At 40.0% G+C, this 23,008-nt stretch carries 18 protein-coding genes, 1 pseudogene and 1 riboswitch; of the genes and pseudogenes, 5 read left to right on the top strand and 14 right to left on the bottom strand.

From position 1 onward, the window contains the following. The first annotated feature begins 145 nt into the window (after positions 1 to 145). Together EHS13_RS26005 and EHS13_RS36920 are read left to right on the top strand one after the other, a co-directional pair. Positions 146 to 400: a hypothetical protein gene (locus EHS13_RS26005; RefSeq protein WP_155703175.1), complete on the top strand. Its 255-nt coding sequence runs from the start codon at positions 146 to 148 to the stop codon at positions 398 to 400. Further along, complete coding sequence (locus EHS13_RS36920) at positions 397 to 561, top strand: hypothetical protein (RefSeq protein ID WP_155703176.1); 165 nt, start codon at positions 397 to 399, stop codon at positions 559 to 561. Before EHS13_RS26005 ends, EHS13_RS36920 begins: the two co-directional genes overlap by 4 nt. Before the next feature lie 77 nt (positions 562 to 638). Here EHS13_RS36920 and EHS13_RS26015 read toward each other — a convergent pair whose 3' ends face one another. The 7 genes and pseudogenes from EHS13_RS26015 to EHS13_RS26045 all read right to left on the bottom strand — a co-directional run bounded on the left by EHS13_RS26015 (position 639) and on the right by EHS13_RS26045 (position 10,314). Beyond that, complete coding sequence (locus tag EHS13_RS26015; protein ID WP_155703177.1) at positions 639 to 818, bottom strand: cysteine-rich CWC family protein; 180 nt, start codon at positions 816 to 818, stop codon at positions 639 to 641. Between the two features lie 40 nt (positions 819 to 858). Next, positions 859 to 2,638 (bottom strand): annotated as a pseudogene (atzF, locus tag EHS13_RS26020) (allophanate hydrolase). Positions 2,639 to 2,656: 18 nt separating this feature from the next. After that, the gene (gene uca, locus EHS13_RS26025; protein WP_155703178.1) at positions 2,657 to 6,277 is read right to left on the bottom strand and encodes an urea carboxylase; all 3,621 of its coding nucleotides are present in this window, start codon (positions 6,275 to 6,277) and stop codon (positions 2,657 to 2,659) included. 66 nt (positions 6,278 to 6,343) lie between these two features. After that, on the bottom strand, positions 6,344 to 6,994 hold the full coding sequence (locus EHS13_RS26030; protein ID WP_155703179.1) for an urea amidolyase associated protein UAAP2: 651 nt from the start codon (positions 6,992 to 6,994) through the stop codon (positions 6,344 to 6,346). Continuing rightward, a complete protein-coding gene (locus tag EHS13_RS26035) occupies positions 6,987 to 7,718 on the bottom strand; it encodes an urea amidolyase associated protein UAAP1 (RefSeq protein ID WP_155703180.1) in 732 nt (243 codons plus the stop codon). The genes EHS13_RS26030 and EHS13_RS26035 overlap by 8 nt, the downstream gene beginning before the upstream one ends. A gap of 47 nt (positions 7,719 to 7,765) precedes the next feature. Next, a riboswitch (guanidine-I (ykkC/yxkD leader) is annotated at positions 7,766 to 7,897 on the bottom strand. A gap of 123 nt (positions 7,898 to 8,020) precedes the next feature. Then, positions 8,021 to 9,217 carry an ROK family transcriptional regulator gene (locus EHS13_RS26040; RefSeq protein WP_227013521.1) on the bottom strand — a complete coding sequence of 399 codons (1,197 nt, stop codon included), beginning with the start codon at positions 9,215 to 9,217 and terminating at the stop codon, positions 8,021 to 8,023. 68 nt (positions 9,218 to 9,285) lie between these two features. Beyond that, on the bottom strand, positions 9,286 to 10,314 hold the full coding sequence (locus EHS13_RS26045; protein WP_405083521.1) for a Gfo/Idh/MocA family protein: 1,029 nt from the start codon (positions 10,312 to 10,314) through the stop codon (positions 9,286 to 9,288). 210 nt (positions 10,315 to 10,524) lie between these two features. Between EHS13_RS26045 and EHS13_RS26050 the strand changes: the two genes are divergently transcribed. From EHS13_RS26050 to EHS13_RS26060, 3 genes are all read left to right on the top strand, one after another. After that, a complete protein-coding gene (locus EHS13_RS26050) occupies positions 10,525 to 11,283 on the top strand; it encodes a sugar phosphate isomerase/epimerase family protein (protein WP_155703183.1) in 759 nt (252 codons plus the stop codon). 125 nt (positions 11,284 to 11,408) lie between these two features. Then, entirely contained in the window at positions 11,409 to 12,602 is a 1,194-nt protein-coding gene (locus tag EHS13_RS26055) for an MFS transporter (RefSeq protein WP_155703184.1), read from the top strand. Then, on the top strand, positions 12,589 to 13,674 hold the full coding sequence (locus EHS13_RS26060; protein WP_155703185.1) for a threonine aldolase family protein: 1,086 nt from the start codon (positions 12,589 to 12,591) through the stop codon (positions 13,672 to 13,674). The genes EHS13_RS26055 and EHS13_RS26060 overlap by 14 nt, the downstream gene beginning before the upstream one ends. A 75-nt stretch (positions 13,675 to 13,749) precedes the next feature. Here the strand turns inward: EHS13_RS26060 and EHS13_RS26065 are convergent, their stop codons facing one another. The 7 genes from EHS13_RS26065 to EHS13_RS26095 form a co-directional block, all read right to left on the bottom strand. Further along, entirely contained in the window at positions 13,750 to 14,730 is a 981-nt protein-coding gene (locus EHS13_RS26065) for an aldo/keto reductase (protein ID WP_155703186.1), read from the bottom strand. 148 nt (positions 14,731 to 14,878) lie between these two features. Further along, positions 14,879 to 16,102, bottom strand: coding sequence for a response regulator transcription factor (locus EHS13_RS26070; RefSeq protein ID WP_155703187.1), 1,224 nt, complete (start codon positions 16,100 to 16,102; stop codon positions 14,879 to 14,881). Between the two features lie 31 nt (positions 16,103 to 16,133). Continuing rightward, the gene (locus tag EHS13_RS26075) at positions 16,134 to 16,853 is read right to left on the bottom strand and encodes a carbohydrate ABC transporter permease (protein WP_162463259.1); all 720 of its coding nucleotides are present in this window, start codon (positions 16,851 to 16,853) and stop codon (positions 16,134 to 16,136) included. A 104-nt stretch (positions 16,854 to 16,957) separates the two neighbouring features. Then, a complete protein-coding gene (locus EHS13_RS26080; protein WP_155703189.1) occupies positions 16,958 to 17,893 on the bottom strand; it encodes a carbohydrate ABC transporter permease in 936 nt (311 codons plus the stop codon). A 79-nt stretch (positions 17,894 to 17,972) separates the two neighbouring features. Next, positions 17,973 to 19,364 carry a type 2 periplasmic-binding domain-containing protein gene (locus tag EHS13_RS26085; RefSeq protein ID WP_155703190.1) on the bottom strand — a complete coding sequence of 464 codons (1,392 nt, stop codon included), beginning with the start codon at positions 19,362 to 19,364 and terminating at the stop codon, positions 17,973 to 17,975. Positions 19,365 to 19,474: 110 nt separating this feature from the next. Next, positions 19,475 to 21,220, bottom strand: a complete 1,746-nt coding sequence (locus tag EHS13_RS26090) for a sensor histidine kinase (protein WP_162463260.1) — start codon at positions 21,218 to 21,220, stop codon at positions 19,475 to 19,477. 32 nt (positions 21,221 to 21,252) lie between these two features. Then, positions 21,253 to 22,863, bottom strand: coding sequence for a response regulator (locus tag EHS13_RS26095; RefSeq protein WP_155703192.1), 1,611 nt, complete (start codon positions 22,861 to 22,863; stop codon positions 21,253 to 21,255). Between the last annotated feature and the right edge of the window lie 145 nt (positions 22,864 to 23,008).

Consider the following 23,008-nt stretch of genomic DNA (forward strand, 5'->3'; position numbering starts at 1 on the left):
ATGTCATGAAAAATAACGCATAAAGCTCTTTATGAGCTTATGCGTTATTTTTAGTTTATAAGTGATTCATAAGATGATTCTTTATTCGATTCTCATTCCGATTCATAGTATTATTGAATTAATAACAATATAAAAAAGGATGATTATGATGATTGATAAAAAACAACTAACCGTACGTTTACCTCAATCAACCGTCGATTATTTGTATACAAAAGCCGAGAACGAGAATAAATCCTTGAATGATATTATGACTGATATCACCGAAGAATATATGAAATGGCAAGAAGGCGATAAAGTTTTACAAGACATTATGATAATACGTGAAAAAGTTAAAAAGGAAAGCGGTGTTCATCCTAGCTCCACAGAGGATATTCAGCGGCTTAGAAATGGTGAGAGATGAAACAAGTATGTTTGGATGCCAATATATGGATTAAAATTCTTACAGTAGAACCCGACTCTGAACAAGTCCAGAATCTAGTCGTTCAGTTATTCAAAAGAAAGAACGCAGATTATTGCACCTTCAATTATGAAAATGGAAGTGGGCAGTATTTGTTTATGTAGGACCAAAGCAAACATTTGACATTGTAAACAGTCAAACATAACTATTAAGCTCCTAGGAAAGTAACCTAGTAACCCAGTCACTGCTGCTTAAACTTATCCAGACAAGCCTTACAAATACAGGCTTTGCCTTTCAGATCCAGCGGTATCTGATCGAATATCTCCTGTGGAAAAACGGCCTTGCTGCACCAACAAGCTTCAATGGTTTGACCCGCTTCAACGCCACATTGACTATCTTTGTTACAGATGGGACAGTTCACTTAAATCCATCCTTCAAATTCAGAATACTTGATAGGATGATTATACTTTACGCCAGCTCCCGATTGCACTAATATCCTCAGCTCCCTCAGCTGCATAACCTTCACAGATAAATCCGGGTACTTCCAAGCCGCCTTCAAGCTCTACTTTACCAATGCCTAGAGGTGCAGGAATCGATGCAACAAAAGCACCAAATGACGTTAAAGGCATTTCCCAAACTTCCAAAAGAACAGCCGTTCCACCCGATGTTTGTTTAATCATTCCAGGCTTTGGCGGTATGGTTGCTAGCTTAACGAATTGGTATTTGGCTGCTGACACGGCTTCCGTTATGAAAAAAGCTCCACTAGCAAGCATTTGCTTTTCCAGCGGAAATCCGCGCATATGCAACCCACAGACAGCTACCAAAGTATTCTCTTTATTGGAAACCACAAGTATGCTTGTTACTGACTCATTATTCATAAGATGCCCCTCCAATATGTTTAATAAAAGCATCCGCACTAGCACAGATCAAAGCTTCATTCTCAGCTAGCGCAAACAAAGTGATCCCAAAAGGAAGCTTAGGAGCAGCTTCACCGGCCGGTACAGCAACTGCGCACAAATCCAACAAATTGCAATGGTTGGTATAACGCCCCATATCACTATTGGTGCTGATGGGATCAAGCCGAACCTGTTCACGGGTCCATGTACCACCTGAGGTTGGCATCACCAGTACTGCATCACCTAATAGCTTTCTTGCGTTTAGCTTAAAAGCTTGCAGCTTATGCATAGCTTGAAAAACAGAAGCTGCGTCGTATTCCGCCTTCGTTCCTGACCGTAAAACCTGCTCCGTTACTGGAAAAACCGTGTTGGGATGAGCTTCAACAAAGCTTCCTAGGCTAGCCCAGCGTTCCGCAACATAAGGTCCGTTGTAAAGCAGCGCAGCAGCTTCACTAAAAAAACTACAATTGATATATTCGATAGGCAGATTGAGCTTCTCCACTTTTTCTACTGCTGCTTCCCAAGCCATCCGATATTCGTCAGCATAAGGTCCATAAAAATCAAGCGGCGCTTGTGGCAGGCATATTTTGACTGGAAGCTTTGGAGCTGGGATTGGAATATTTCGCGACCAAGGGTCCGTATTATCATAGCCGCGGACAACTCCATCTACTGCTAAAGCATCCTCTATGGAATGAGTAAACACAGTTACACAGTCTAAGCTGGCACATGCAGGTACCACACCTTTTGTCGGCCAAGCTCCTAAGCTAGGTTTGTAACCAACTAGTCCATTTAAACCGGCGGGTACACGACCTGAACCTGCTGTATCTGTACCCAGAGCAAAAGCAACCTGACCACGAGCCACAGCAACGGACGAACCAGAGCTAGAACCGCCGCTAATTAACTCTTCTCTTAAAGCATTATGTGTTTCACCGAATGGGCTTCGCGTCCCGACGAGGCCTGTTGCAAATTGATCTAAATTGGTTTTACCGATTGGGATAGCACCAGCGGCTATAAGCCTGGAAACCACGGTTGAATGTTCAATTGGTGTATAGGCATATTCCTCACAGCCAGCAGTTGTAGGAACATCAGCTAAATCAATGTTATCTTTAATTGCAAAAGGGATTCCCCATAATGGCGAGGCTGCTGGATCCAGTTCGAGCAAACCGTCCAGATAAGGTTGTATTCGCTCCATGATCGGCAATTCAATCCAAATATTCATCTCTTTATCTTCCATAGCTTTAATGATAATGGCTTGAACGACTGCTTCTGGCGTAGTTTCTTTATTAAGGTAGCTCTCACTCAAGCTTTTTATAGTCAGCATTTCGGAGTGTTCAACTGTTTTCATGGTGCACCACCTGCTTTCTTATGCTTTCATAATACCTGCAATCAACTGTCCTGCGTGTACTTCATCACCAGGACTTACATATACAGAAGTGATGTAACCATCACAGGGCGCTTGTTGAATAAACTCCATTTTCATACTTTCCTCGATGATGACAGTGTCGCCTTTTTTAACTGCTTGCCCATCTATTACCATAACCTTCCATACACTCCCAGGCATTGTACAGCGGATAGCAGCTGCACCTTCTGGCAATTCTTCCTCTTGTGAGGCTTTAGCTGGTTCATGCTCTGAAACATATTCAGCTAAGCCAAGGGCTTTCCAGCTTTCTCTTTCTTGCTGAAAGGATGCTTGCTGCTGTTCACGAAAATGCTCAGTGCTTTCTTTAATAGAACTGAGAAATTGTTGATATTCACCGAGATTAAAGGTTGTCTCTGTAATGTCTGCTTCAAATCTGCCTCGCAAAAAGTCTTCACGCAATTTAAGTAATTCATCTGCAGTTACGGGATAAAATTGAATTTGATCGAAAAAGCGCAATAGCCATGGTTTGCCAGCTTTAAAGCTCGCCGTGGAACGCAGTCGGTTCCACATTTGAATAGTACGTCCAACAAACTGGTATCCGCCTGGACCCTCCATGCCATAGATGCACATGTATGCTCCACCAATTCCAACAGCATTTTCAGGTGTCCATGTGCGTGCCGGATTATATTTGGTAGTAACCAGACGATGGCGCGGATCTACCGGTGTTGCCACAGGAGCACCCAAATAAACATCACCTAAACCAAGCACTAAATAATTGGCAGCAAAAACAATTTTTTTGACTTCCTCCAGATCATTTAGCCCGTTAATGCGGCGAATGAATTCCAAATTGCTTGGGCACCAAGGAGCATCAGGACGAACCGTTTGCTGATATCGTTGAATCGCTAATTGAGTCGCTGGGTCATCCCAGGATAAGGGCAAACGGACAATCCGTGAAGGAACTTGAATTGATTCGAGTGAAGGCAAGCTGCTGTCCAATTGCAGAATTCTTTGACAAGCTTCTTCTACCGTAATTTTCGCAGAATCTATATGCACCTGTAAGGAACGGATACCTGGCGTTAAATCCAATACCGGGAAATCCTCACTTGCTTCAATCGCCTGCATCAATGCATGGACTTGGAAACGCAGCAGTAGATCCAGCTCCATTAAACCATATTCCACCAAAACATTAGCATCGCCGCTGCAACGAATTGTAATCGGAAATCTGCGGTTAGTTTCCGCTTTAATCAGAATAGGATCATTGGCTTTAATCTCGCTATTCGCTTGTGGGAGTATAACAACTTCAAGATCCATTTCATTCTCGGCATTGCCAATTGCGTTTAAATTCGCTTCCTGCAAGCTGCGCAGCCTATCTGCATCTCGCAGAGTAAGCAAACGAAAGCTAATTGTATCTCCAGCATGCAGCTGGCCAATTTTCCAGAATTCCGCTGATGCGGTTGTAACTGGACAAACAAATCCCCCTAAGCTAGGACCATCCGGTCCAAGTAATATCGGCATATCGCCAGTAAGATCAAGCGCACCGATTGCATAAGCATTATCATGAATATTCGATGGGTGCAATCCTGCTTCGCCACCATCTTCGCGAGTCCAATGAGGAGCAGGTCCAATCAGCCGAACTCCGGTGCGTGAGCTGTTGAAATGCACCTCCCATTTCGTTTCCGTCAGCTGAGTTAAATAATCCGGTTGAAGAAATTCTTCCGTACAATGTGGACCTGGGATAACACCAATCGTCCATTCCCGAGTCATAGCTGGCCGATAAGCTTCGGCGAGTACATTGGTTTCGTTTGGTGTTTTCGTGGTTTTATTCACAGCCAATACATCACCTGTCCGTAATGCTCTGCCACCATGACCACCAAAGCTGCCTAACGTAAAAGTGGCTGAGCTGCCCAGAATTAATGGCATATCAAATCCACCTGAAATAAGCAAATAGGTACGCATTCCCGCGATAGCTTCTCCAAAGCTTAAAACCTGATCTTTATTAGCAAGAATTGGTTTATACAAAGGAACTGGCACTTCATCTAAAGTAGCTTGCATATCGGCACCGGTTAGACAAAACCACATTTGATTGCGAAAACAATAAGAACCGCCGCGTAAAGTTAATTCAAGTCCGCTTGCATATTCCTCATTGCCCAACAGCTTATTGCCGATTCGAAAAGATAATGGATCCATAGGTCCACAAGGTGGTACCCCAACATTCCAATAACCAATTCTTCCAGGCCAATCTTGTACAGTGGTCTGCACGCCGCCATCCAATACTTCCAGAGCATGCTCCGTAGGCGCAAAACCATTCAAAAATTGCGTATATACATTTCCTTCGAGACATTCCTTTTCTTGCAGCAAGGCATGTAAGTATTGCAAATTAGTTGTTATCCCATATAATCGTGTTTCTCCTAAAGCACGGATCAGCTTATTTATCGCATCAAGTCGGTTCTCACCGTGAACAATAATTTTGGCAAGCATCGGATCATAAAGCGGAGTGATGGTCATCCCATCCCTTACCCATGTTTCAATTCGTGCATGCTCCGAGAAAATAGCCTGATCCAGCTGCCCCGCACTAGGACGGAAATCACGTAGACAATCCTCTGCATAAATACGAGCTTGAATGCTGTGTCCAACTGTTGGCGGCACTAGAGAAATTAAATCCGTAAGCTCATCCGCAGCCTCTCGAACCATCCACTCCACTAAATCAATTCCCAGTACCTCTTCCGTTACGCCGTGCTCAACTTGCAGGCGCGTATTTACTTCCAGAAAATAGAACTCGCAAGACTCAGGATCATATAGAAACTCTACTGTTCCAGCACTGCGATATCCCACTTCTGCCGCAAGCCGTTGTGCTGAGTTCAACATAGCTTCACGCACTTCTTGCGAAAGGTTAGGTGCTGGGCTTTCTTCAATTACCTTTTGATTACGGCGTTGAATCGAACAATCACGCTCACCTAAAGTTACAACTTCGCCAAACTTATTACCAAAAATTTGAACCTCTACGTGGCGAGCTTTGGCAATAAATTTTTCTAGAAAGAGTCCACCGTTTTTAAAATTAGTTTCCGCGAGATGGCGCACCCCATCATAGGCTGCTCGTAATGCCGCTTCATCTGCGCAAACTCGCATCCCGATGCCGCCACCACCAGCCGTACTTTTCAGAATCACGGGATAGCCAATCGCTGCTGCATGAATCAATGCCGCGTTTAGTTCTATGATAAGTGGAGTTCCCGGCAGCATAGGTACGCCTGCCCTTTCGGCAATCTCTCTTGCCGAATGCTTAAGACCAAACATCTCCATCTGCTCCGGCGTGGGACCGATGAAAACAATTCCATGCTCACGACAAGCTCGGGCAAAATCCGCATTCTCGCTCAAGAAACCATAGCCTGGGTGAATCGCTTGGGCGCCTGTAGCAATCGCAGTTTGCAGAATTAATTCTGCATTGAGATAACTTTCTTTGGCTGCGCCTTCTCCAATCAGAATTGCTTCATCCGCTTGATCGACATGGAGGCTGTCTTGATCGGCTTGGGTATATACGGCAACCGAAGCAATTCCCAGCTTGCGCAGAGTCCGTTCAATCCGAACAGCAATTGCACCTCGGTTAGCAATCAGTATTTTTGTGAACATGTTGTCATCTCCTTAGAGTTTTCTTAAGAAAACTATCTTCGTAAGCATAGGCAGAGTTTTCGTAGCTTAATGGTCCCAAATCAGCAATTGGATTGGCGTTGGGTTATAGGCATTACAAGGGTTGTTCAGCTGTGGACAGTTGCTAATCAAGACCATGGTACGACGGATTGCCTGCATTTCTACATAACATCCTGGTGCTGAAACCCCATCTGCAAACTTGAGCCCACCTTCGGGAGAAACCGGTACGTTCATAAAAAAGTTAATATTAGGTGCTAGATCCCTTTTAGAATATTGATTATCAAATTGAGCCAATTGCAGCATAAAAGTATCTCGGCAGTTGTGCATAGATAACTTGTCATGTGAGTAGCGAACCGTATTACTTTGTGCAGAGCAAGAGCCGCCAATGGTATCATGACGACCACAGGTATCGGCAACAATCGTTAACAAAGCATTGCCTGACTCCGTACGTAAAGTAGTTCCAGTCGTCAAATATAAATTGCCTTGCCCGACTATTGTAGCTATAGCGCTATAATGATCCTCCAGCTGATCTGCATCATAGAATATCGTATCCGCCGCTTGATTCCCGGCAATGTCGACGATTCTCAGCACCTGACCTGGTAAAAGCTCATGCATCCAACCGTCTCCAGCAGGAACAACTATTTCATATACAGCATCGTCCGCAATACGCGGGCTTTCCACTCGATTGAATTCAGCCATGTTGGTTCCCTCCAAGCAATGTGTAATATTCCCATGTATTCTCAAAAGCTCGACGATTCTCTGGGCGATAGTTTAGGCAATAATCAGCATCCTCAACAGGTAAGCTTGGGATTATCTCTATATTCACAGGCACTGATGGATATGTGGTTTTGGGATCCATTGGATTAGGCGTATTCGATAAAATTAACAGAACATCCATCTCCGTACGCAAGGTAATCGTGGCACCTGCCGGGCAATGCTGTTCACTGAAATTCATGTCTCCATTATCTGCACAATATACTTTGGAGAAAAGATTTACTGCGGGAACTAGATCTCGCAATCCCAGCCCGCTTCTAACTAACTCCACAGCAAAATTTTCCTGGCCCGAACGCAGCCAATCATTACGCAATTCTTGGTATTGTGTCTTGCCATATTTAAGATCCGTTGCTTCACGTGTTGTATATCCGCTTAAGGTATCATGCCAGCCTAAGCTATCTTCCACAAAGCTTGCCAATGCTCTGCCATTATCGCTCATCAGGATATTTCCTTTAGTTAAATGTGCAGTATACTGTGCCTTCAGTGTATCAGGCATATTATAACGCTCTGTTAAATCCTTGGCGTTGTACATCAGCAAGGAGACATTTGCTCCTGCCTCTAGCGCGGTAAACTGTATCAGCTTTTCTCTGCCGATTAAACCCGACCATTTATCTCCGGGAAGTAGCGTCTTGCTCCATAAGCTTTTCATAAATTTTCCTCCTTAGTGATGAAAATAAAAAAAAGCCAGAGAGAATGATCTCCCAGGCTTTTGTCCTTCCGTGTTATACGAGAGATCACATTATCTAACATGTATCTTCCATATACCTATCTCTCGGGCCAGACTTGATGCCAAATCACAACATCAACGGAACCCTAGATAGCTTATTGTTCTCATTACTCGTTCAACGAGAACCTTTATTCAGTTTTTAAAAAGCTTTCATTATCAGTAGTATAGGGGCTTAAGGCAGTAGTGTCAATAGTAATGTGAGGTTTCATAACATTAATCGAAGATCAATTAAGAAAAGTATCTACTTTATCATTTGTTGCTTGAATGATTAACTGGTCAATCGTCATAAACGCCCCACCAATTAAGCCAGCTGTATTTCCGAGAATAGATTTATTAATCAATAATTTACGAGTAGCTAATGGAAGTGATCTTTGATAAACGCTTTGTCTGATCGAAGCTAAGAGAATATCCCCATAATCCGAATATTCACTGCCTATAACCACTAAGTCTGGATTTGAAAAATTAACGATCGAAGCAAGCACACGTCCTAATATGGCTCCACTTTCACGAATGATATCAACTGAAATCGGATCCAGATTTAGCACTCCTGCGCTAATATCTGCAAGTGTAATTTCCCCATGCTCCTCAAGCCGCTTTAGTAAAAAATCACTTTTTTCAGATAAGGCTGCTGCTTTTCCTTTTGCAACAATCGCTTTGCCTCCGGCTGAGGCTTCCAGACAGCCTCTATTCCCGCACCAGCAGAGCACATTATTGCCGATATCAAAATGGCCAATATCGCCAGCACTTCCTGCTGATCCGCGATAAAGCTTGCCATCATAAATGACACCGGATCCAATACCAGATCCAAGTTTAATATAAATCAAATTGTCAATTTCAAACTTATACCCCTTCGCCTGTTCTCCGAGTGCCATGATATTCACATCATTATCTACATAACAAGGACAATCATAAAACTTCGACCAAAACTGAGGAATGAGATAATTATCCCACCCCTGCATTAGCGGTGGAGTAATCGGCTGCCCCATGGAATAATCAACAGGCCCAGGAATCCCGATTCCGATACCCTTAATTGAAGAATTTTCTATACCAATCTCTACAATTAATTGCTCAACTAGCTGCTGGACATAGGTTAAAACTTTATCAGGACCTTCATTTATTTGAATAGTTGAAGTTTGGGTACTTAGAATTTCACAATCAAAATTAGTAATCGCAATTTGTACACTTGTGGTGCTTAGTTCAATAGATAAAATATGTCCATATCTGCTATTCAAAGAATACTGCTTGGGCTTTCTACCGCCGCTTGAAGCCCCAATCGCATTGACTTCGATAAGCTGTTCAGCAATCAGCCGTTCTACATGGTCGGAAGCAGCAGATAACGAGCTACCGGATTCATTGGCTATATCCGCTTTAGACAGTGGAGATTTGGCCCTCCTAATCATTTGGAGAACATTTGCTGTCATTGGAAGCATTGAATATCACCACTTTCATCTCATTTCACTCAAAATTATATACTCCGACCTAAGATTACTCAAGCCTTTTCAAAAATAACAGTTGTTTTACTATTCGCTGAGTTTATGCCGGCAAGTACTATTTCTAGTGATTTATAGCCCTCTTCGCCTGTAATCAAGTGTCCAGTGCCATTAACAATTCCATCAACAAAATGATCAATGACCCCTGAAGTAAATTGCTCGCCTACTTCATTAGACTGAATTTTCCCCAACTCATGCAGCTCACGCTGTTTATTGCTATGATCGACAATTAAACCGTAGCTGGGATCCACACCAATACTAATCGTACCCTTCTCGCAAAAAATAACCGTTGAATTGATTTCATTCGGATAAGAAACCCAGCTAGCTGTTATCGTGCCAATTGCACCCTTGCGTGTTTTCATTAAGATCACAGCATGATCATCTACATTTGTATTCTTGTGCTGAGTTCCATACATCGAGGTTAATTCACTGACTTCATCATCAAGCAACCAGCGGATTAAATCGGCTTTATGAATTCCCAAATCTCCTAAAACTCCTGCAAAAGCCTCATCTTTATTAAAAAACCAGCTTTTCGAACCATCCACACTCCAGTTTTCCGGTCCAGAATGGCTGAAATTCGACTGAAAGCTGAGCACCTTGCCAAGCTTGCCCTGCTCTATAATTTCCTTAGCCTTCGTATGCACGGCCATGAATCTTTGGCTATGTCCGATCATTAATTTAACTTTGTTTATTTGAGCAGCTTCAATCATACTTTTAGCTTCAGCTAAATTGGTAGCCATTGGTTTTTCACAGAGTACATGTTTACCGGCATTAAGCGCTTCAATTGAGATCGATGCATGCAGATTATTGGGAGCGCACACTGAAACAGCCTCAATCTCTTCACACGCTAGTAATTCCTCGTGAGTTTGAAAAGCATATTTGGCGCCAAATTGCTTGGCAACCTCTTGAGCCCTTTGCAGGTTAAAATCGCAAACAGCAATAATTTCTACATCATTTCGTTGCAAATATTCCGGTAAATGGCGTCTCTGTGCAATAGCCCCACATCCAATAACTCCAACCTTCAACATAATCAGTCACGCTCCATCCAAATGAATAAGAATCATACTTTTGATTATACTCGTAATACTTTTAACTTTCAATGTTAAAAGTATCGTTTATTATAATAAAACTAAATCACAATGAGAGTTAAATTGTCAGGCAGTTTAAATGACATTAGTCAAGCCTACTTAAGTGACTCATGATACAATAAAATAAAACAAAGGATGAGGTGTCTTTTCATGAAAAAAACGCAAATTGCGGCCCAATTATACACGGTAAGGGATTTCTGCAAAACGGCCGAGGAGCTAGAAGCATCACTTAATAAAATTAAACAGCTAGGTTATTCGGCCGTTCAAGTCTCAGGAATTGGTCCAATCGCACCAGAGCTTGTAAAAGAAATCACAGAAAGAATCGGACTTACGATCTGCGCTACTCATATTTCTTATGATCGATTAGTCAATGATTTGGAAGCTGTCATCCAAGAACACTTATCTTGGAACTGCAAATATGTCGGCATAGGTTCTTTACCTGATAGCTATCGCACGAGCAAAGCTGGCTATATTGCCTTTGCTGAAGAGTTCAATATAATTAGTGATAAGCTGGCTTCTGCCGGTCTGCAATTTATTTATCACAACCATCATTTTGAATTCACCAAGTTCGAGGGGATAACAGGAATGGATTTGCTATTCCAAACAGCCAGTCCAAGCTTCGGATTTGAATTGGATCTATATTGGGTCCAAGCCGGTGGCGCAAATCCCGTGGATTGGATCAATAAAGTCAGCGGCAGAATGCAGGTTGTTCATCTGAAAGATATGGCGATCGTCGAGAACAATCCGGTATTCGCAGAGATTGGCGAGGGCAATCTCAATTGGCCTGCCATCCTGCAAGCCTGTCGTGATAGCGAAGTGGAATGGTATGTGGTGGAGCAAGATACTTGCTTGCGTGATCCTTTTGAAAGCTTGGCCATCAGCTTCAACTATTTGCAGAATCTAGTCTAATAGAAAGGAGATATCTATATGACAAACGCAAGACCTCCCTGCTAAGCTTTAGTATTAAGTAGCTCACGAGCTCCACCCTATATGAGTTGTGTACGCTGCAACCATATACGGAGAGGAGCTTCGCTATGAATTTTAAAAATAACATTTGGAAATTATATGCCTATCGGATCTTGCAAAACCTGGTACCTGCATATGTAATTGAAAGATTGTTCTGGGAACAAAGAGGCATGACCATTCAGTTGGTTGTCTATACCGAGATCATTTATGCAGTAACTATTGTTTTACTGGAGATTCCAACTGGAATTATCGCCGATATGTGGAGTCGCAAAAAAATGATGGTGATAAGCGCCATTTTGGGATACTTCGAGTTTCTTATCTTACTATTTGCTACGGAATTTTGGCACTTTGCTGTTGTGGTTTTTCTGGCTGGGGTCGCTCAATCTGTAAGCAGCGGGTCCGAGAATGCCTTGTTATATGATTCCTTGCTGCTTTGTGATCAGGAAGATTCGTTTGAAAAATATCTAGGACGCTTGAACATCTTTGGCTTCACCTCTGCTATGGCCGCGGCTTTGTGCGGAAGTTTTTTGGCAAGTCGATATGGCTTTGAGCTGACTTATTGGCTCTCTTTTGCCAGTTCATGTACTGCTTTAGTTGTATCCTTCTGGTTAGCTGAACCCACCGTTAAAAGCGAGCTCGATGAACCCATTGCTATTCAAGAATATGTTAGAGCATCGCTCTCATTTTTTAAGAATAATCAAGCTGTTTGTCTTGTTGTGTTAACAGGCATGGTCACGGGTGCTGCGATCAATTTTATCGATGAGTTCTGGCAGCTTTACTTGAGCGAGCTTGAAATTCCAGTTATTTATTTCGGATTATTCTCAGCGTTGTTTATGCTCTTGAGAGTTCCGGGTAACATGCTTGTAGAAGTATTGAAAAATAAATTTAGTTACAGATCCTTATTATTAGGTGTGACAGCTGTTTTCGCTGGAGGATTCTTCTACTTATCCATCGTCCATGACTTCTCAAGCTTAGCAGCGATTTGCCTGATATTCTTGGTTTCCGGTGTAACGGACCCCCTTGCCAGTGGATATCTGCACCATCGGATTGATTCATCCATGAGGGCAACAATGGATTCGTTCCAATCACTAGGACTGAATGCAGTGACGATGCTAACAGGTCTCGGCTTTGGCTTCTTCTCTTCCAGATTTAATATTTTTGGTGGATATGGGTTCATTGCATTCATTTGTGGTCTGTTCTTTGTTTACTTTTTATGGGCATTTTTTTCCGAAAGGAGCAACATCCAAGATGAGCGTAGATAATTCATTATTAGAAGCCTATAATCAAACCACCTTTCCATTAATTGGCCACAGCAAAAGAAATATTCAAATATTAAAAGAAGCATTAAACGATTCAGATGAGAGCATGGATAGTGATGTTTACGGTAAAGGCAAGCTGATAGAGGATTTTCAAAATAATATGGCAGAGTATTTAGGTAAAGAATCCGCGGTATTTTTCCCTAGTGGGACCATGGCTCAGCAAATTGCTTTAAGAATATGGTGTGATAAAAAGGGGCTAAAAAAAGTTGCCTATCATCCCTTATGTCATCTAGAAATTCATGAAGAAGATGGGCTCAAAGAACTGCATCACATTGAGTCCATTTTATTAGCGGATCATAGTAGAACGGTTCAATTAGAGGATGTACTGAGCATGAACGAAGACGTCTCATGCTTATTACTGGAATTGCCTCAACGCGAGATTGGTGGACAGTTGCCTGATTATGCAGATCTTGAAGCCATCTCCGCCTATTGCCGTGAAAAAGGGATCATGCTGCACCTAGATGGTGCAAGACTTTTTGAAATATTACCCTATTTTCAAAAGTCAGCCGCTGAAATTTGCAAGCTTTTTGATAGTGTTTATGTTTCATTTTACAAAGGTATTGGTGGGATTGCAGGTGCAATTCTTGCTGGCGATGAAGCTTTTACAAAGGAATCAAAAGTTTGGAAAAGGCGCCATGGGGGCGACCTAATTAGCCTGTATCCTTATATCATCAGCGCAGATTATTATTTCAAACAAAGATTGCCTAAAATGGGGCAGTATTACGAAGAGGCTAGAGAGCTGGCTGGGTTTTATAATCAATGTCATGCCATTATAACGAAGCCATTAGTACCTGTTTCTAATATGTTCCATGTCCATCTCGATGTGACAAAAGCTAAGCTTGAAGCAATTTTGTTAGCCATTTATGAAGAGACTAGTATCGGTTTAACTCCTAGTATCAGAGAATTAAGCGAGTCAAGCTGTTATTTCGAAGTTCATATCGGTGAGCGGTATGCCAATGTGCCTAAAGCAGGAATAAAGCAAGTTTTTCAAATGCTTGATGAGAGAATAAGATAGGCAGACTTAAGAATTAAAATAAACCGCCCTATTAAGGGCGGCAAGTTGTTGAAGAATCTATTTACATGCAATACTCTACCAAGCGTAAGCGCGTGGAGCGTCGCCGCCAGGACCTGGAAAAATCTCATCCAGCCTATTTAAAGTAGCTTCCTCGAATTTAATCTCAACTACACGAAGTGATTTCTCAAATTGCTCAATTGTACGTGGTCCAATGATTGGTGCTGTCATGGAAGGCTGAACCAATGTCCAGGCTAATGCCACATTGGCTTCACTCTCGCCAAGCTCCTTGCATAAGGCCGAAAATGCCTCAAGCTGTGGACGAAACTTTTCTACACGTGTCTGATCACTAGCTCGCTTGGAACCCGCAACAGGAACTAAGGCATTTCCGCTCAACAATCCTCCATCTAAAGGACTCCAAGCAATCACACCAATACCAAGCTCTTCAGCTGCAGGCAGCACCTCAAGTTCAGGCAATCTGCAAAGCAAGCTGTATTTGTGCTGCTCCGATATCAAGCCAAGAATATGCTTTGATTTCGCTTCATATTGGGCTTTAACCAAATCACGGCCGGCAAAATTGCTTGAACCGACATAACCAATTTTTCCCTGATAAATCGCAACCTGGAAAGCTTCCCAAAGCTCATCCCAAGAGACATTACGATCCACGTGATGCATCTGATAAAGCTCGATATGATCGGTTTGAAGTCGACGCAAAGAGCTTTCAAGATGACGTTTTATTTTGTAAGCGGATAAACCCCCATCTCTGTTGGGGCCGTCGCTGGCTTCATGCATATCTCCGTACACTTTAGTTGCTAGAACAACCTTCTCACGACGACCGCCACCTTGCGCAAACCATTTGCCAATAATCTCTTCTGTACGTCCAGAGTTCTCACCCCAGCCATAAATATTAGCGGTATCAAAAAAGTTAATTCCTGCATCTATCGCAGCATCCATAATCCGGAATGCTTCTTTCTCATCTGTGTCTACACCGAAGTTCATCGTGCCCAGGCAAAGCTTGCTTACTTTTAAACCGGACCGTCCCAAATAACTATATTTCATCACAAATCCTCCTCAATCCCATTTTAATACATTCTCATTGTAACCTAACCTCAAAAAGAACATAAGTACGCACTTTCTTTATACAAGGTTCAGCTTACGTTAGCTGCTCACCTTTAAGTAAGTGCTAGCTCTATGACTACATTTAGAATTACTTGGAAATCCCTCTAAATTCCATTGGAGCTTTCCCAGTGTGCTTTCTGATTATTTCAGCAAAATAAGTCTGATCTGAATAACCAACCATTTCAGCAACCTCATATATTTTATATCGAACATCTGATAATAATTCGATCGCTTTGTTTATGCGCAATAAAGTTAGGTATTGGATATAACTCTCACCAGTTCCGCGAAAAAGCAAGCTTAAATGACCTGGAGTCACATAAACGTGGTTGGAAACTTCTTTTAAAGTAATACTGCGATGGAAATTTTTCATTATATAGCTTTTTGCAGCCTGAACAACAATATTATCTGATTCTACAATACTATCTTCATTACCTGATTTCCCTAAGAATTGCTTAGCCATTTTTGTTGAATGCCAAATCTCTGTTGCTTCCTGTACTGTTTTTCCCACTCCTAATGATAGTGTAGAGCTAAATAGCCCGCTAAATTTCATTAATTGAAGTTTAACTTGAATCAGATCTTTTCTAGGTGATGGCTTCTTCGAAAGCAAACAACACTCTGCATTCTTTTTGTTTACAGAATGATAACCTAGCCCTTTGCGGTCCCAAATGTCATCCAGAATATTATCTAATGAAAAAGTGATTAACTTTAATTCTCGGTCAGTTAAACCATGTATGTTGAAGGATATAGGATCAAGTCGAATAATCGCTATCGTATATTCATTTCCATCCAGTAAAATCCCACATTCAGAGCAGCCTAGTTCAATTTCATCAGCTGCAAGCTTAACATGAAACAACTTCGTCAAAAACTCTTCTCGAAGCAGCTTAGAGTATAACCCTTCTTTTTGAATGAGAACGGCATTTCTAAGCTGCGCCTCTTTCATAACATCTAATTTTGAAACCAATTTCGCGAATGACTTAACCAGTTCATCCTTTTGAAGTGGTTTTAATAAGTAATCAACAGCTCCATTCCCCAATGCTTTTTGCGCATAATTGAAGTTATTGCAGCCAGATAAAATGATGACTCGAATAAAAGGATGCTTTTGCTGCAAAATATGAATTAATTCAATTCCATCCATAAATGGCATCCGAATGTCTGTCAAAACAATATCGATTTGGTGCTCTGAAATAAATTGTAAAGCATCCAGACCATGTATAGCACATCCGATTAATTGTACTCCCATCATATGCCAAGGAATCGCCGATAAATCTTCACGCATTTTACTTTCGTCATCAACAATAAGCAAATTATACATCAGATCACCTCGCTAATACCCATTTGGCATTTTATCCTTTAATTCCAGTCAAGGCTATCCCCTGAATAAAATATTTTTGAGCAAAAGAAAACATTATCACCGGAATAAGGATACACAATGATGCCCCCGCCATTTGAAGCCCATAATTTGCTCCAGCTTCTCCTTGAAAATATTGCAAGCCTACGGTTAACATTTGTTTTTTCATACTGCTAATAAACAAAAATGGGCTTACAAAATCATTCCAGAGCCAAATAAATGTAAATAAAGACATCGTAATTAAAGCAGGAACACAAAGCGGAAGTACAATTTTATAATAGATTTTGAAATGTGAGCAGCCATCCACAATCGCTGATTCGGAGAGCTCATCGGGCACACCCATAAAAAATTGACGCAATAAGAACAGGAAAAATACATCAAAGGTTGCCGGCAGAATAATCACCCATTGCGAATCAATCAAGCTAATTTGTTTATACATCAAGTACCTGGCAATCACTGTCGTGTCTGAGGGTATTAAGGTAAAGGCTAATAATAGTAAGAGAAGCATTTCCCTAAAGCGAAATCTCAATTTAGCAAATGCATAAGCTGCCAAGGTTACAAAAAAACCTCTTAACAGGATGGTGATCAAGACGATACGGATTGAATTCCAATACCAATGAAAATAAAATCGATGATGAAATAGCGTTTTATAATTACCGGTGAATATTTTCTCTGGAATAATACGCAATGGATCTATAAATACCTGATTATTCATTTTTAGAGATGCTGAAATCATAAAAACGAATGGAACTACCATAGTTAATCCTAAGATGAGCATAAAAACAGAGTAAATTATTTTTTTAAATTTAGCGCTATTATTTAGTAATGTACCCATCTTTTTTGTCCTTTCCATTGAATGATGGTTACGATTAGAATTATCAAGAATAGGATAATCGCTTGAGCAGATGCGTAACTAAAACGGTTATACGTAAATGCCTCCTCATAAATATTAAAAGAAATTACCTTAGTGGAAATTCCTGGGCCACCATTGGTCATTGATTTAATCGAAGCATAATTTTGCAAGGAAGTAATAATGCTAATAATGACTAAGAAGAATGAGGTCGGTGAGACTAAAGGTAACGTAATGCGGCGCAATTTCTGAAATCGGCTCGCGCCATCTATTTCGGCAGCTTCATATAAATCTTGGGGAACAGCTTGAAGAGCAGCTAGATAGACGATTGCATGAAAAGCCAAGCCCTGCCAAATATTGATTAAAACCACTGTAGCAAGTGCTGATTCCGTGCCCATAAGCCACATTGAAGGCTTTAATCCGCTCCAAATTAGCAGTTTATTGATGGGTCCGTCTGTTGGATCCAAGAGAATTGACCATACCATTGCGATTGCTACAATATTAGAAACATACGGCATCAATACCATACTTCTGGTTAAAAAACGCAAATAAAAAGTGCGATTTAACAGGAGAGCAAAGAGTAAAGACACAATCATAATCCCAGGAACGTACATTAGAATGTAGTATAAGCTTGTTAAATACGCATTAATCGAGTTTATATCTGTCATAATATCCAGATAGTTTTTGAAGCCTGTAAATTGATAAGTTCCCAGATCTTTAAAACTCCGATAATCCATTAAACTGATTAAAAAAGCATACACTATTGGAAACAAGTTAAAACCCAGAAATCCAGTTACAAATGGTAGAATGAACCAAAAAGCCGCTTTTTTTTCTTGTTTTGCCAAACCAAATGCCCGCTTCTTTTTAACAACAGCCTGAACGCTTTTGACATCTATCATCTCCATGTGAAATCACCTTCTCAATATCTATTTATTGTAAAAGGGGTCAAATTGACCCCTTTTAGCAAACCATGTTTCATGTTAGTTATTTCTTCTCATTGGCAATTGCAGCATCTGCTTTTTCCTTAATCGCTTTAACTGTATCATCTAACGATCTTTTACCAATCAGGTAAAGTTCAGCTTCCTGCAGGATAATATTGCTATACTCCGTTGCAGCTGGTCCAATAATTTTCTCCTGTACATAACCTAGGTTGTTATCAAAGTAAGCTTTAGATAAATCATCAACAGTTACGTTGCCTTCTGAATCATCTGCAATTTTCTTAAGTGAATCTTTTTGAAGATTTGCATCCGCTAAAGCAGGAACATTACCTGACATTTTGGCATTGTTTTCTCCCATATATTTCACATATTCCAATGCTTCCTTAGGATGCAATGATTTTTTATTAACGCCATTGGTAAACGTTACACCAAAATTGTTTGTTCCTGCGGTACCGTCAGTTGGAATCTGCGTGACGCCCCATTTCCAGTCAATCGGATAATCCTTCTTGTTGGTTAGCAAACCTGAATACCAAGTTCCAATTAAATGCATGCCGTATTTGCCTGACATAAATCCATCCCAAGGCAGTTTTTTCGTTTTAAAATCAATCCAATTCGGTTGAACCTTGTGTACGGATCCCAAGTCACCAAATAGCTGCAAGCTTCTTTTGAAGATTGGATCATCATAATTCGAGGTGCCATCAGCTTTATATCCTGAAATATTATTTTGTCTGGAAAGCATGAACATATAGATATCATAATCCAGCATATAAGATCCATAAATGCCCTTATCTTTGTCCGTTAATTTCTTGGCTGTTTCAATATATTGATCCCATGTCCAAGAAGCTGGAGGATAAGGAACTTTGGCATCATCAAAAATCTTCTTATTATAAAAGACAGCCCACATCGATGCGGTTATAGGCAACGAATAAATTTGGTCTCCCTTGTATTTCGTCAAATACTTGCCATAGATTTTATCCGCATCATAATTATCTGCTTTCATCATGTCATTTAATGGCAAGAGGAAATCATTCATTACATATTTATCAAGTATCAATGGATTTGCCAGAGGAATTACATCTGCTGTGCCACCTGAAGACATATCCAGATCGATTTTCTTATAAATATCTATTCCATCTCCAGGAACAATCTCAGGCTCCACTTTGATACCTGTAGCTGCAGTGAATGCTGCAACTTGCGCTATATTCGTTTCTTTTGCCCAATCAGCTGCACCTGTATAAATTTTGATCGTTACTGGTTCTTTGGAAGCCTCAGGAGTTGCCTCAGGTGTTGCCTCAGCTGCTGGAGCATTAGTAGCAGTCGATGCATTCGTTGCGGCAGTTGACGCTTCTGGTGTTTTCTTTGTACCGCAGCCCGATGCCACAAGAACTAAAGCAAAAACCGTAAAAAGTATGAAGCTGCGTGATAAATAATTTTTCATTTTTCTGAACTCCTCTAATATATAGTTGCTTACAAATCTAGTATATCTAATACATAAACCACCTAAAATTCACTTATTATTCATCCTTTATACTTTTTACTTATGCTTAGTTATTTCAGCGCAGGAAAGGTAATTTTTATCTGTGTATATTCATTAATTACACTTTCAATCTGAACGCCATAATTTAGTCCGTACGTTAATTGAATTCTTTGATGCACATTTCGCATACCGATACCCCTGGCTTTTTGAGTTTCCTCCACATTCATCCCCACTCCATTATCTTCAATGAAAATGACCAGATCATCCTCTTGATACTGAATACTTAACACTATTCGCCCATAACCATCCTTGGGTTCAATACCATGAAAAATCGCATTTTCAATAAATGGCTGCAGAATGAATTTAAGACATTGATAATCCAATATTTCGCTATCAACCTTTACAACCATATCAAACTTATCATTATACCTAAACTTTTGAATGGTAATATAATCTTGTATAAAATCGATTTCTTCGCCAATCGTTACGGTTGGGTTCGTATTCTTAAAGGTGTTACGCAATATGCTGCCTAACCTATCTACTATTTCTTTGATGCTATCCGATTTTTGAATAATGGCAATCCAACGGATTGTATTTAAAGTGTTATAAATAAAATGAGGATTTATTTGAGCTTGCAGTGCTTGAAACTCTGCTTCTTTCTTTTTGGTATGCTCATCTGTCCAATCCTCGAATAAAGTTTGAATTCGATCGATCATATGATTAAAATTTGCGCCAAGCAAGCCGATTTCATCATAAGTAGATACTTTTATTTTAGTTAAGGTATTATGTGTACTATACTGCTTGATGACCGATGTCAGGTTTTTAATTGGTCTAACTATACTAGAGGAAATGAAGAACCAAATTAAGCTTGTGAAGATAATGGATATAAAAAAGATCATAGCCACCACTGTGAAAATGGCATTATTATCAATAGTAAGCTCTTTATAAGGAATTGTTTGAAAAGCCCACCAATTAAACTTAGCAATATGAAAATAAGCGGTTAAATATTTTTTTCCAGAAATAGTAGATATGTACGAGCCTTTTTCTTGTTTAATTTGACTCAAAGCTGGATATTCGGAGTTCATTGGTATAAGGGATTGAGTATCGTAGGCAACCTTTCCGTTATTATCAACGATTGTAATGGCTGATTTGGAGTTAATACTTGATGTTTTTAATAAGTCACCCAAGAAAGACGCATAAAAGCTTATATATACGATTCCCGATTTCTCCAATTCACTGTTCTTTAGCAATCTTGCAATTGAAAAGACATATTTATTACCAAAAGTTGCATATCCTGCATCATTTTCAGTTAATCCTAAGGATAAAACCTTGCCATCTAGTTTCTTAGTCGCTTCAAACCAGGGTTTACTCCTCAATTTTTCAAGATCTATTCTGCCAGAATTTTCACCAAAATTAATATTTTTCCCGTTATTCCCTGTAATAATAATCGAAGATAGCTGCGAAAAAATATGGCGGTGTAAAGAATAGTCTTGCAAGACTTGCTGCACTCTAGAGGCATCGCTGAAATAATCGAAATCATTGCTATAGCTGGATGTCAAAACCTTATTAACATCATGATTCACATAGATATATTCAGACAATTCATAAATACTGGTCAATTGATCCTCAACCCCACCACCGACAAAAGTAAGATTATCAACAAAGGAGGTACTCACTTTTTCTTCCACAACATTCACTGAAATATTGTAAAACCACAGACTGGTGGCCAACGTCGAAAAAATAATAACAACAATAAAAGAGATTAGCAGCTTTGCATGAATGCTTCTTTTGATATTTAATTTGGATAGTCCTCTCATTTGGCTCTCCCCTGTCCGTACAAACATATTTATTAATATTTAGCGTTGTTTTTAAAGTCTTGAGGAGTACTTCCCGTAATCTTCTTAAATACACGGCTGAAATAAAACTCATTCTCATATCCAATCAATCTAGCAATTTCACTGTTTTTCAGCTGGTTTGATTTTAAGAGCTCTTTCGCTTTTTCAATTCTTACATGAGATACATAATATATAAAATTCTTACCTGTCTGTTTCTTAAATAAAACACTTAGATAATTTGCCGTGATAGTTAGCTGTTCAGCCACAATCTCTAAGGAAACCACATCTCGATAATGATCTCTAATGTATTGCTTGGCTCTTCTAATAAGCCTCGTTTCTATCACATCAGCGCTTAGATAATGCATTAAAGCTTTTCTTAGATTTTGCAGCCATGTGATAAATTGCAGCTTTAAAGAGAATTGATCAATTTGTTCATAGGGATCATTTTCCCATAAGTCAGGAAAGGATGGTTTTAGAACGATAATCAGAGTTAAACAAACTCCTTTAATCATTTCTTTCGGTATCTGACTCCCCTGAGTAATTCGGTCCATTCCATCAAAGAAAAGATTTACTTTTATTGCATCCAAATTATCTATAGCATCTTGAAGGCTTCTTAATTCTTCTTGTATTTTAATAGACAGGTCTTCAGAAGCTAGATTCTTTAAGTATTGAGCTTCAGTCAGCTCATGATAGAAGATCGTTGAGCCGTGTCTGGAATTGAAGCTAGATTTAATCGCTTTCTGAGCTTCTATATAACATTTATTAAGATTATTAAAATGGGCATGCGGGTTGCTGATCCCAATAGTAACGGATGTTCCCAGAAACTTGATTAGTGTCCCCTTAATTCGATCAGTCAACTGGAGGATTTTCTCTTGCTCTTCCAGCCTGCTTATTGTGGATTGCGAAGAATAAATAATCACAAATTCATTGGAATTCATACAAAAGATATATCCCCAAGTGAAATTGTGCAAAATCTCCTCGACAATGTTAACAACCGAGAAATTAAGCAAATACACATCATTTCCTTTGTATTTGTTATAAACCTCCAAATTATCGATATTGAGAATAATACACATTAAGTGTTTTGGAGACAGCTTTAAATTTAAGAACTTCAGCTTCTCGGCAATTTCTCTGTCGTCATACATCCAACCCAAAATTAAATCCTTTAAGAATTTTTCTTTCATCACAGAACGATTGGAATAAATTTGTTTCTCACTGCCTATCCGCTCTTCAACCTCCTTTTTTTCCTGGTCTAATTTCTGTTTAATTACTTTTAAGATTTCAATAATTGCATCCGGGTTCAATTCTAATTTCAAGATATAGTCCTCTGCTCCCAGCCTTAACATTTCCTTAACATAAGAAAAATCCTCATAAGAGCTTAACACGACAAATTTAAAAATTTCACCTTCACCTTTAAGCCTTTTAATCAAGTCGATTCCATCCGATACGGGCATCTTGATATCCGTTAGAATTAAATCAGGTTTTACTTGTTGATATGCCTCGATTGCTTTTTGCCCATTCTCAGCCTCTGCAATAATCTCGAACCCATACTCTTCCCAAGGAATAATCAGCTTAATCCCCACTCTTGCCAGCATTTCATCATCTACAAGTAGTACTTTATACATAAATTCACCCTCCAAGAATGTTCCTAAGATGCATGATCATCAAATATACAATAAAAATCTCCGTAATTAGGGTAGCAGGAAAATCCTAGCCAGCCCCTAATAACAGGAGATATTATTGACATAACTATACACCATTTCCAGCTTG

This window comes from Paenibacillus psychroresistens, from assembly GCF_009728935.1.
In the GTDB taxonomy this organism is placed as follows: domain Bacteria; phylum Bacillota; class Bacilli; order Paenibacillales; family NBRC-103111; genus Paenibacillus_AC; species Paenibacillus_AC psychroresistens.

Coding starts and splice junctions, on each gene's coding strand:
- EHS13_RS26005 (WP_155703175.1), top strand. CDS start 146: ATGATGATTGATAAAAAACAACTAACCGTACGTTTACCTCAATCAACC.
- EHS13_RS36920 (WP_155703176.1), top strand. CDS start 397: ATGAAACAAGTATGTTTGGATGCCAATATATGGATTAAAATTCTTACA.
- uca (WP_155703178.1), bottom strand. CDS start 6,277: ATGTTCACAAAAATACTGATTGCTAACCGAGGTGCAATTGCTGTTCGG.
- EHS13_RS26030 (WP_155703179.1), bottom strand. CDS start 6,994: ATGGCTGAATTCAATCGAGTGGAAAGCCCGCGTATTGCGGACGATGCT.
- EHS13_RS26035 (WP_155703180.1), bottom strand. CDS start 7,718: ATGAAAAGCTTATGGAGCAAGACGCTACTTCCCGGAGATAAATGGTCG.
- EHS13_RS26040 (WP_227013521.1), bottom strand. CDS start 9,217: ATGACAGCAAATGTTCTCCAAATGATTAGGAGGGCCAAATCTCCACTG.
- EHS13_RS26045 (WP_405083521.1), bottom strand. CDS start 10,314: ATGTTGAAGGTTGGAGTTATTGGATGTGGGGCTATTGCACAGAGACGC.
- EHS13_RS26050 (WP_155703183.1), top strand. CDS start 10,525: ATGAAAAAAACGCAAATTGCGGCCCAATTATACACGGTAAGGGATTTC.
- EHS13_RS26055 (WP_155703184.1), top strand. CDS start 11,409: ATGAATTTTAAAAATAACATTTGGAAATTATATGCCTATCGGATCTTG.
- EHS13_RS26060 (WP_155703185.1), top strand. CDS start 12,589: ATGAGCGTAGATAATTCATTATTAGAAGCCTATAATCAAACCACCTTT.
- EHS13_RS26065 (WP_155703186.1), bottom strand. CDS start 14,730: ATGAAATATAGTTATTTGGGACGGTCCGGTTTAAAAGTAAGCAAGCTT.
- EHS13_RS26070 (WP_155703187.1), bottom strand. CDS start 16,102: ATGTATAATTTGCTTATTGTTGATGACGAAAGTAAAATGCGTGAAGAT.
- EHS13_RS26075 (WP_162463259.1), bottom strand. CDS start 16,853: ATGAATAATCAGGTATTTATAGATCCATTGCGTATTATTCCAGAGAAA.
- EHS13_RS26080 (WP_155703189.1), bottom strand. CDS start 17,893: ATGGAGATGATAGATGTCAAAAGCGTTCAGGCTGTTGTTAAAAAGAAG.
- EHS13_RS26085 (WP_155703190.1), bottom strand. CDS start 19,364: ATGAAAAATTATTTATCACGCAGCTTCATACTTTTTACGGTTTTTGCT.
- EHS13_RS26090 (WP_162463260.1), bottom strand. CDS start 21,220: ATGAGAGGACTATCCAAATTAAATATCAAAAGAAGCATTCATGCAAAG.
- EHS13_RS26095 (WP_155703192.1), bottom strand. CDS start 22,863: ATGTATAAAGTACTACTTGTAGATGATGAAATGCTGGCAAGAGTGGGG.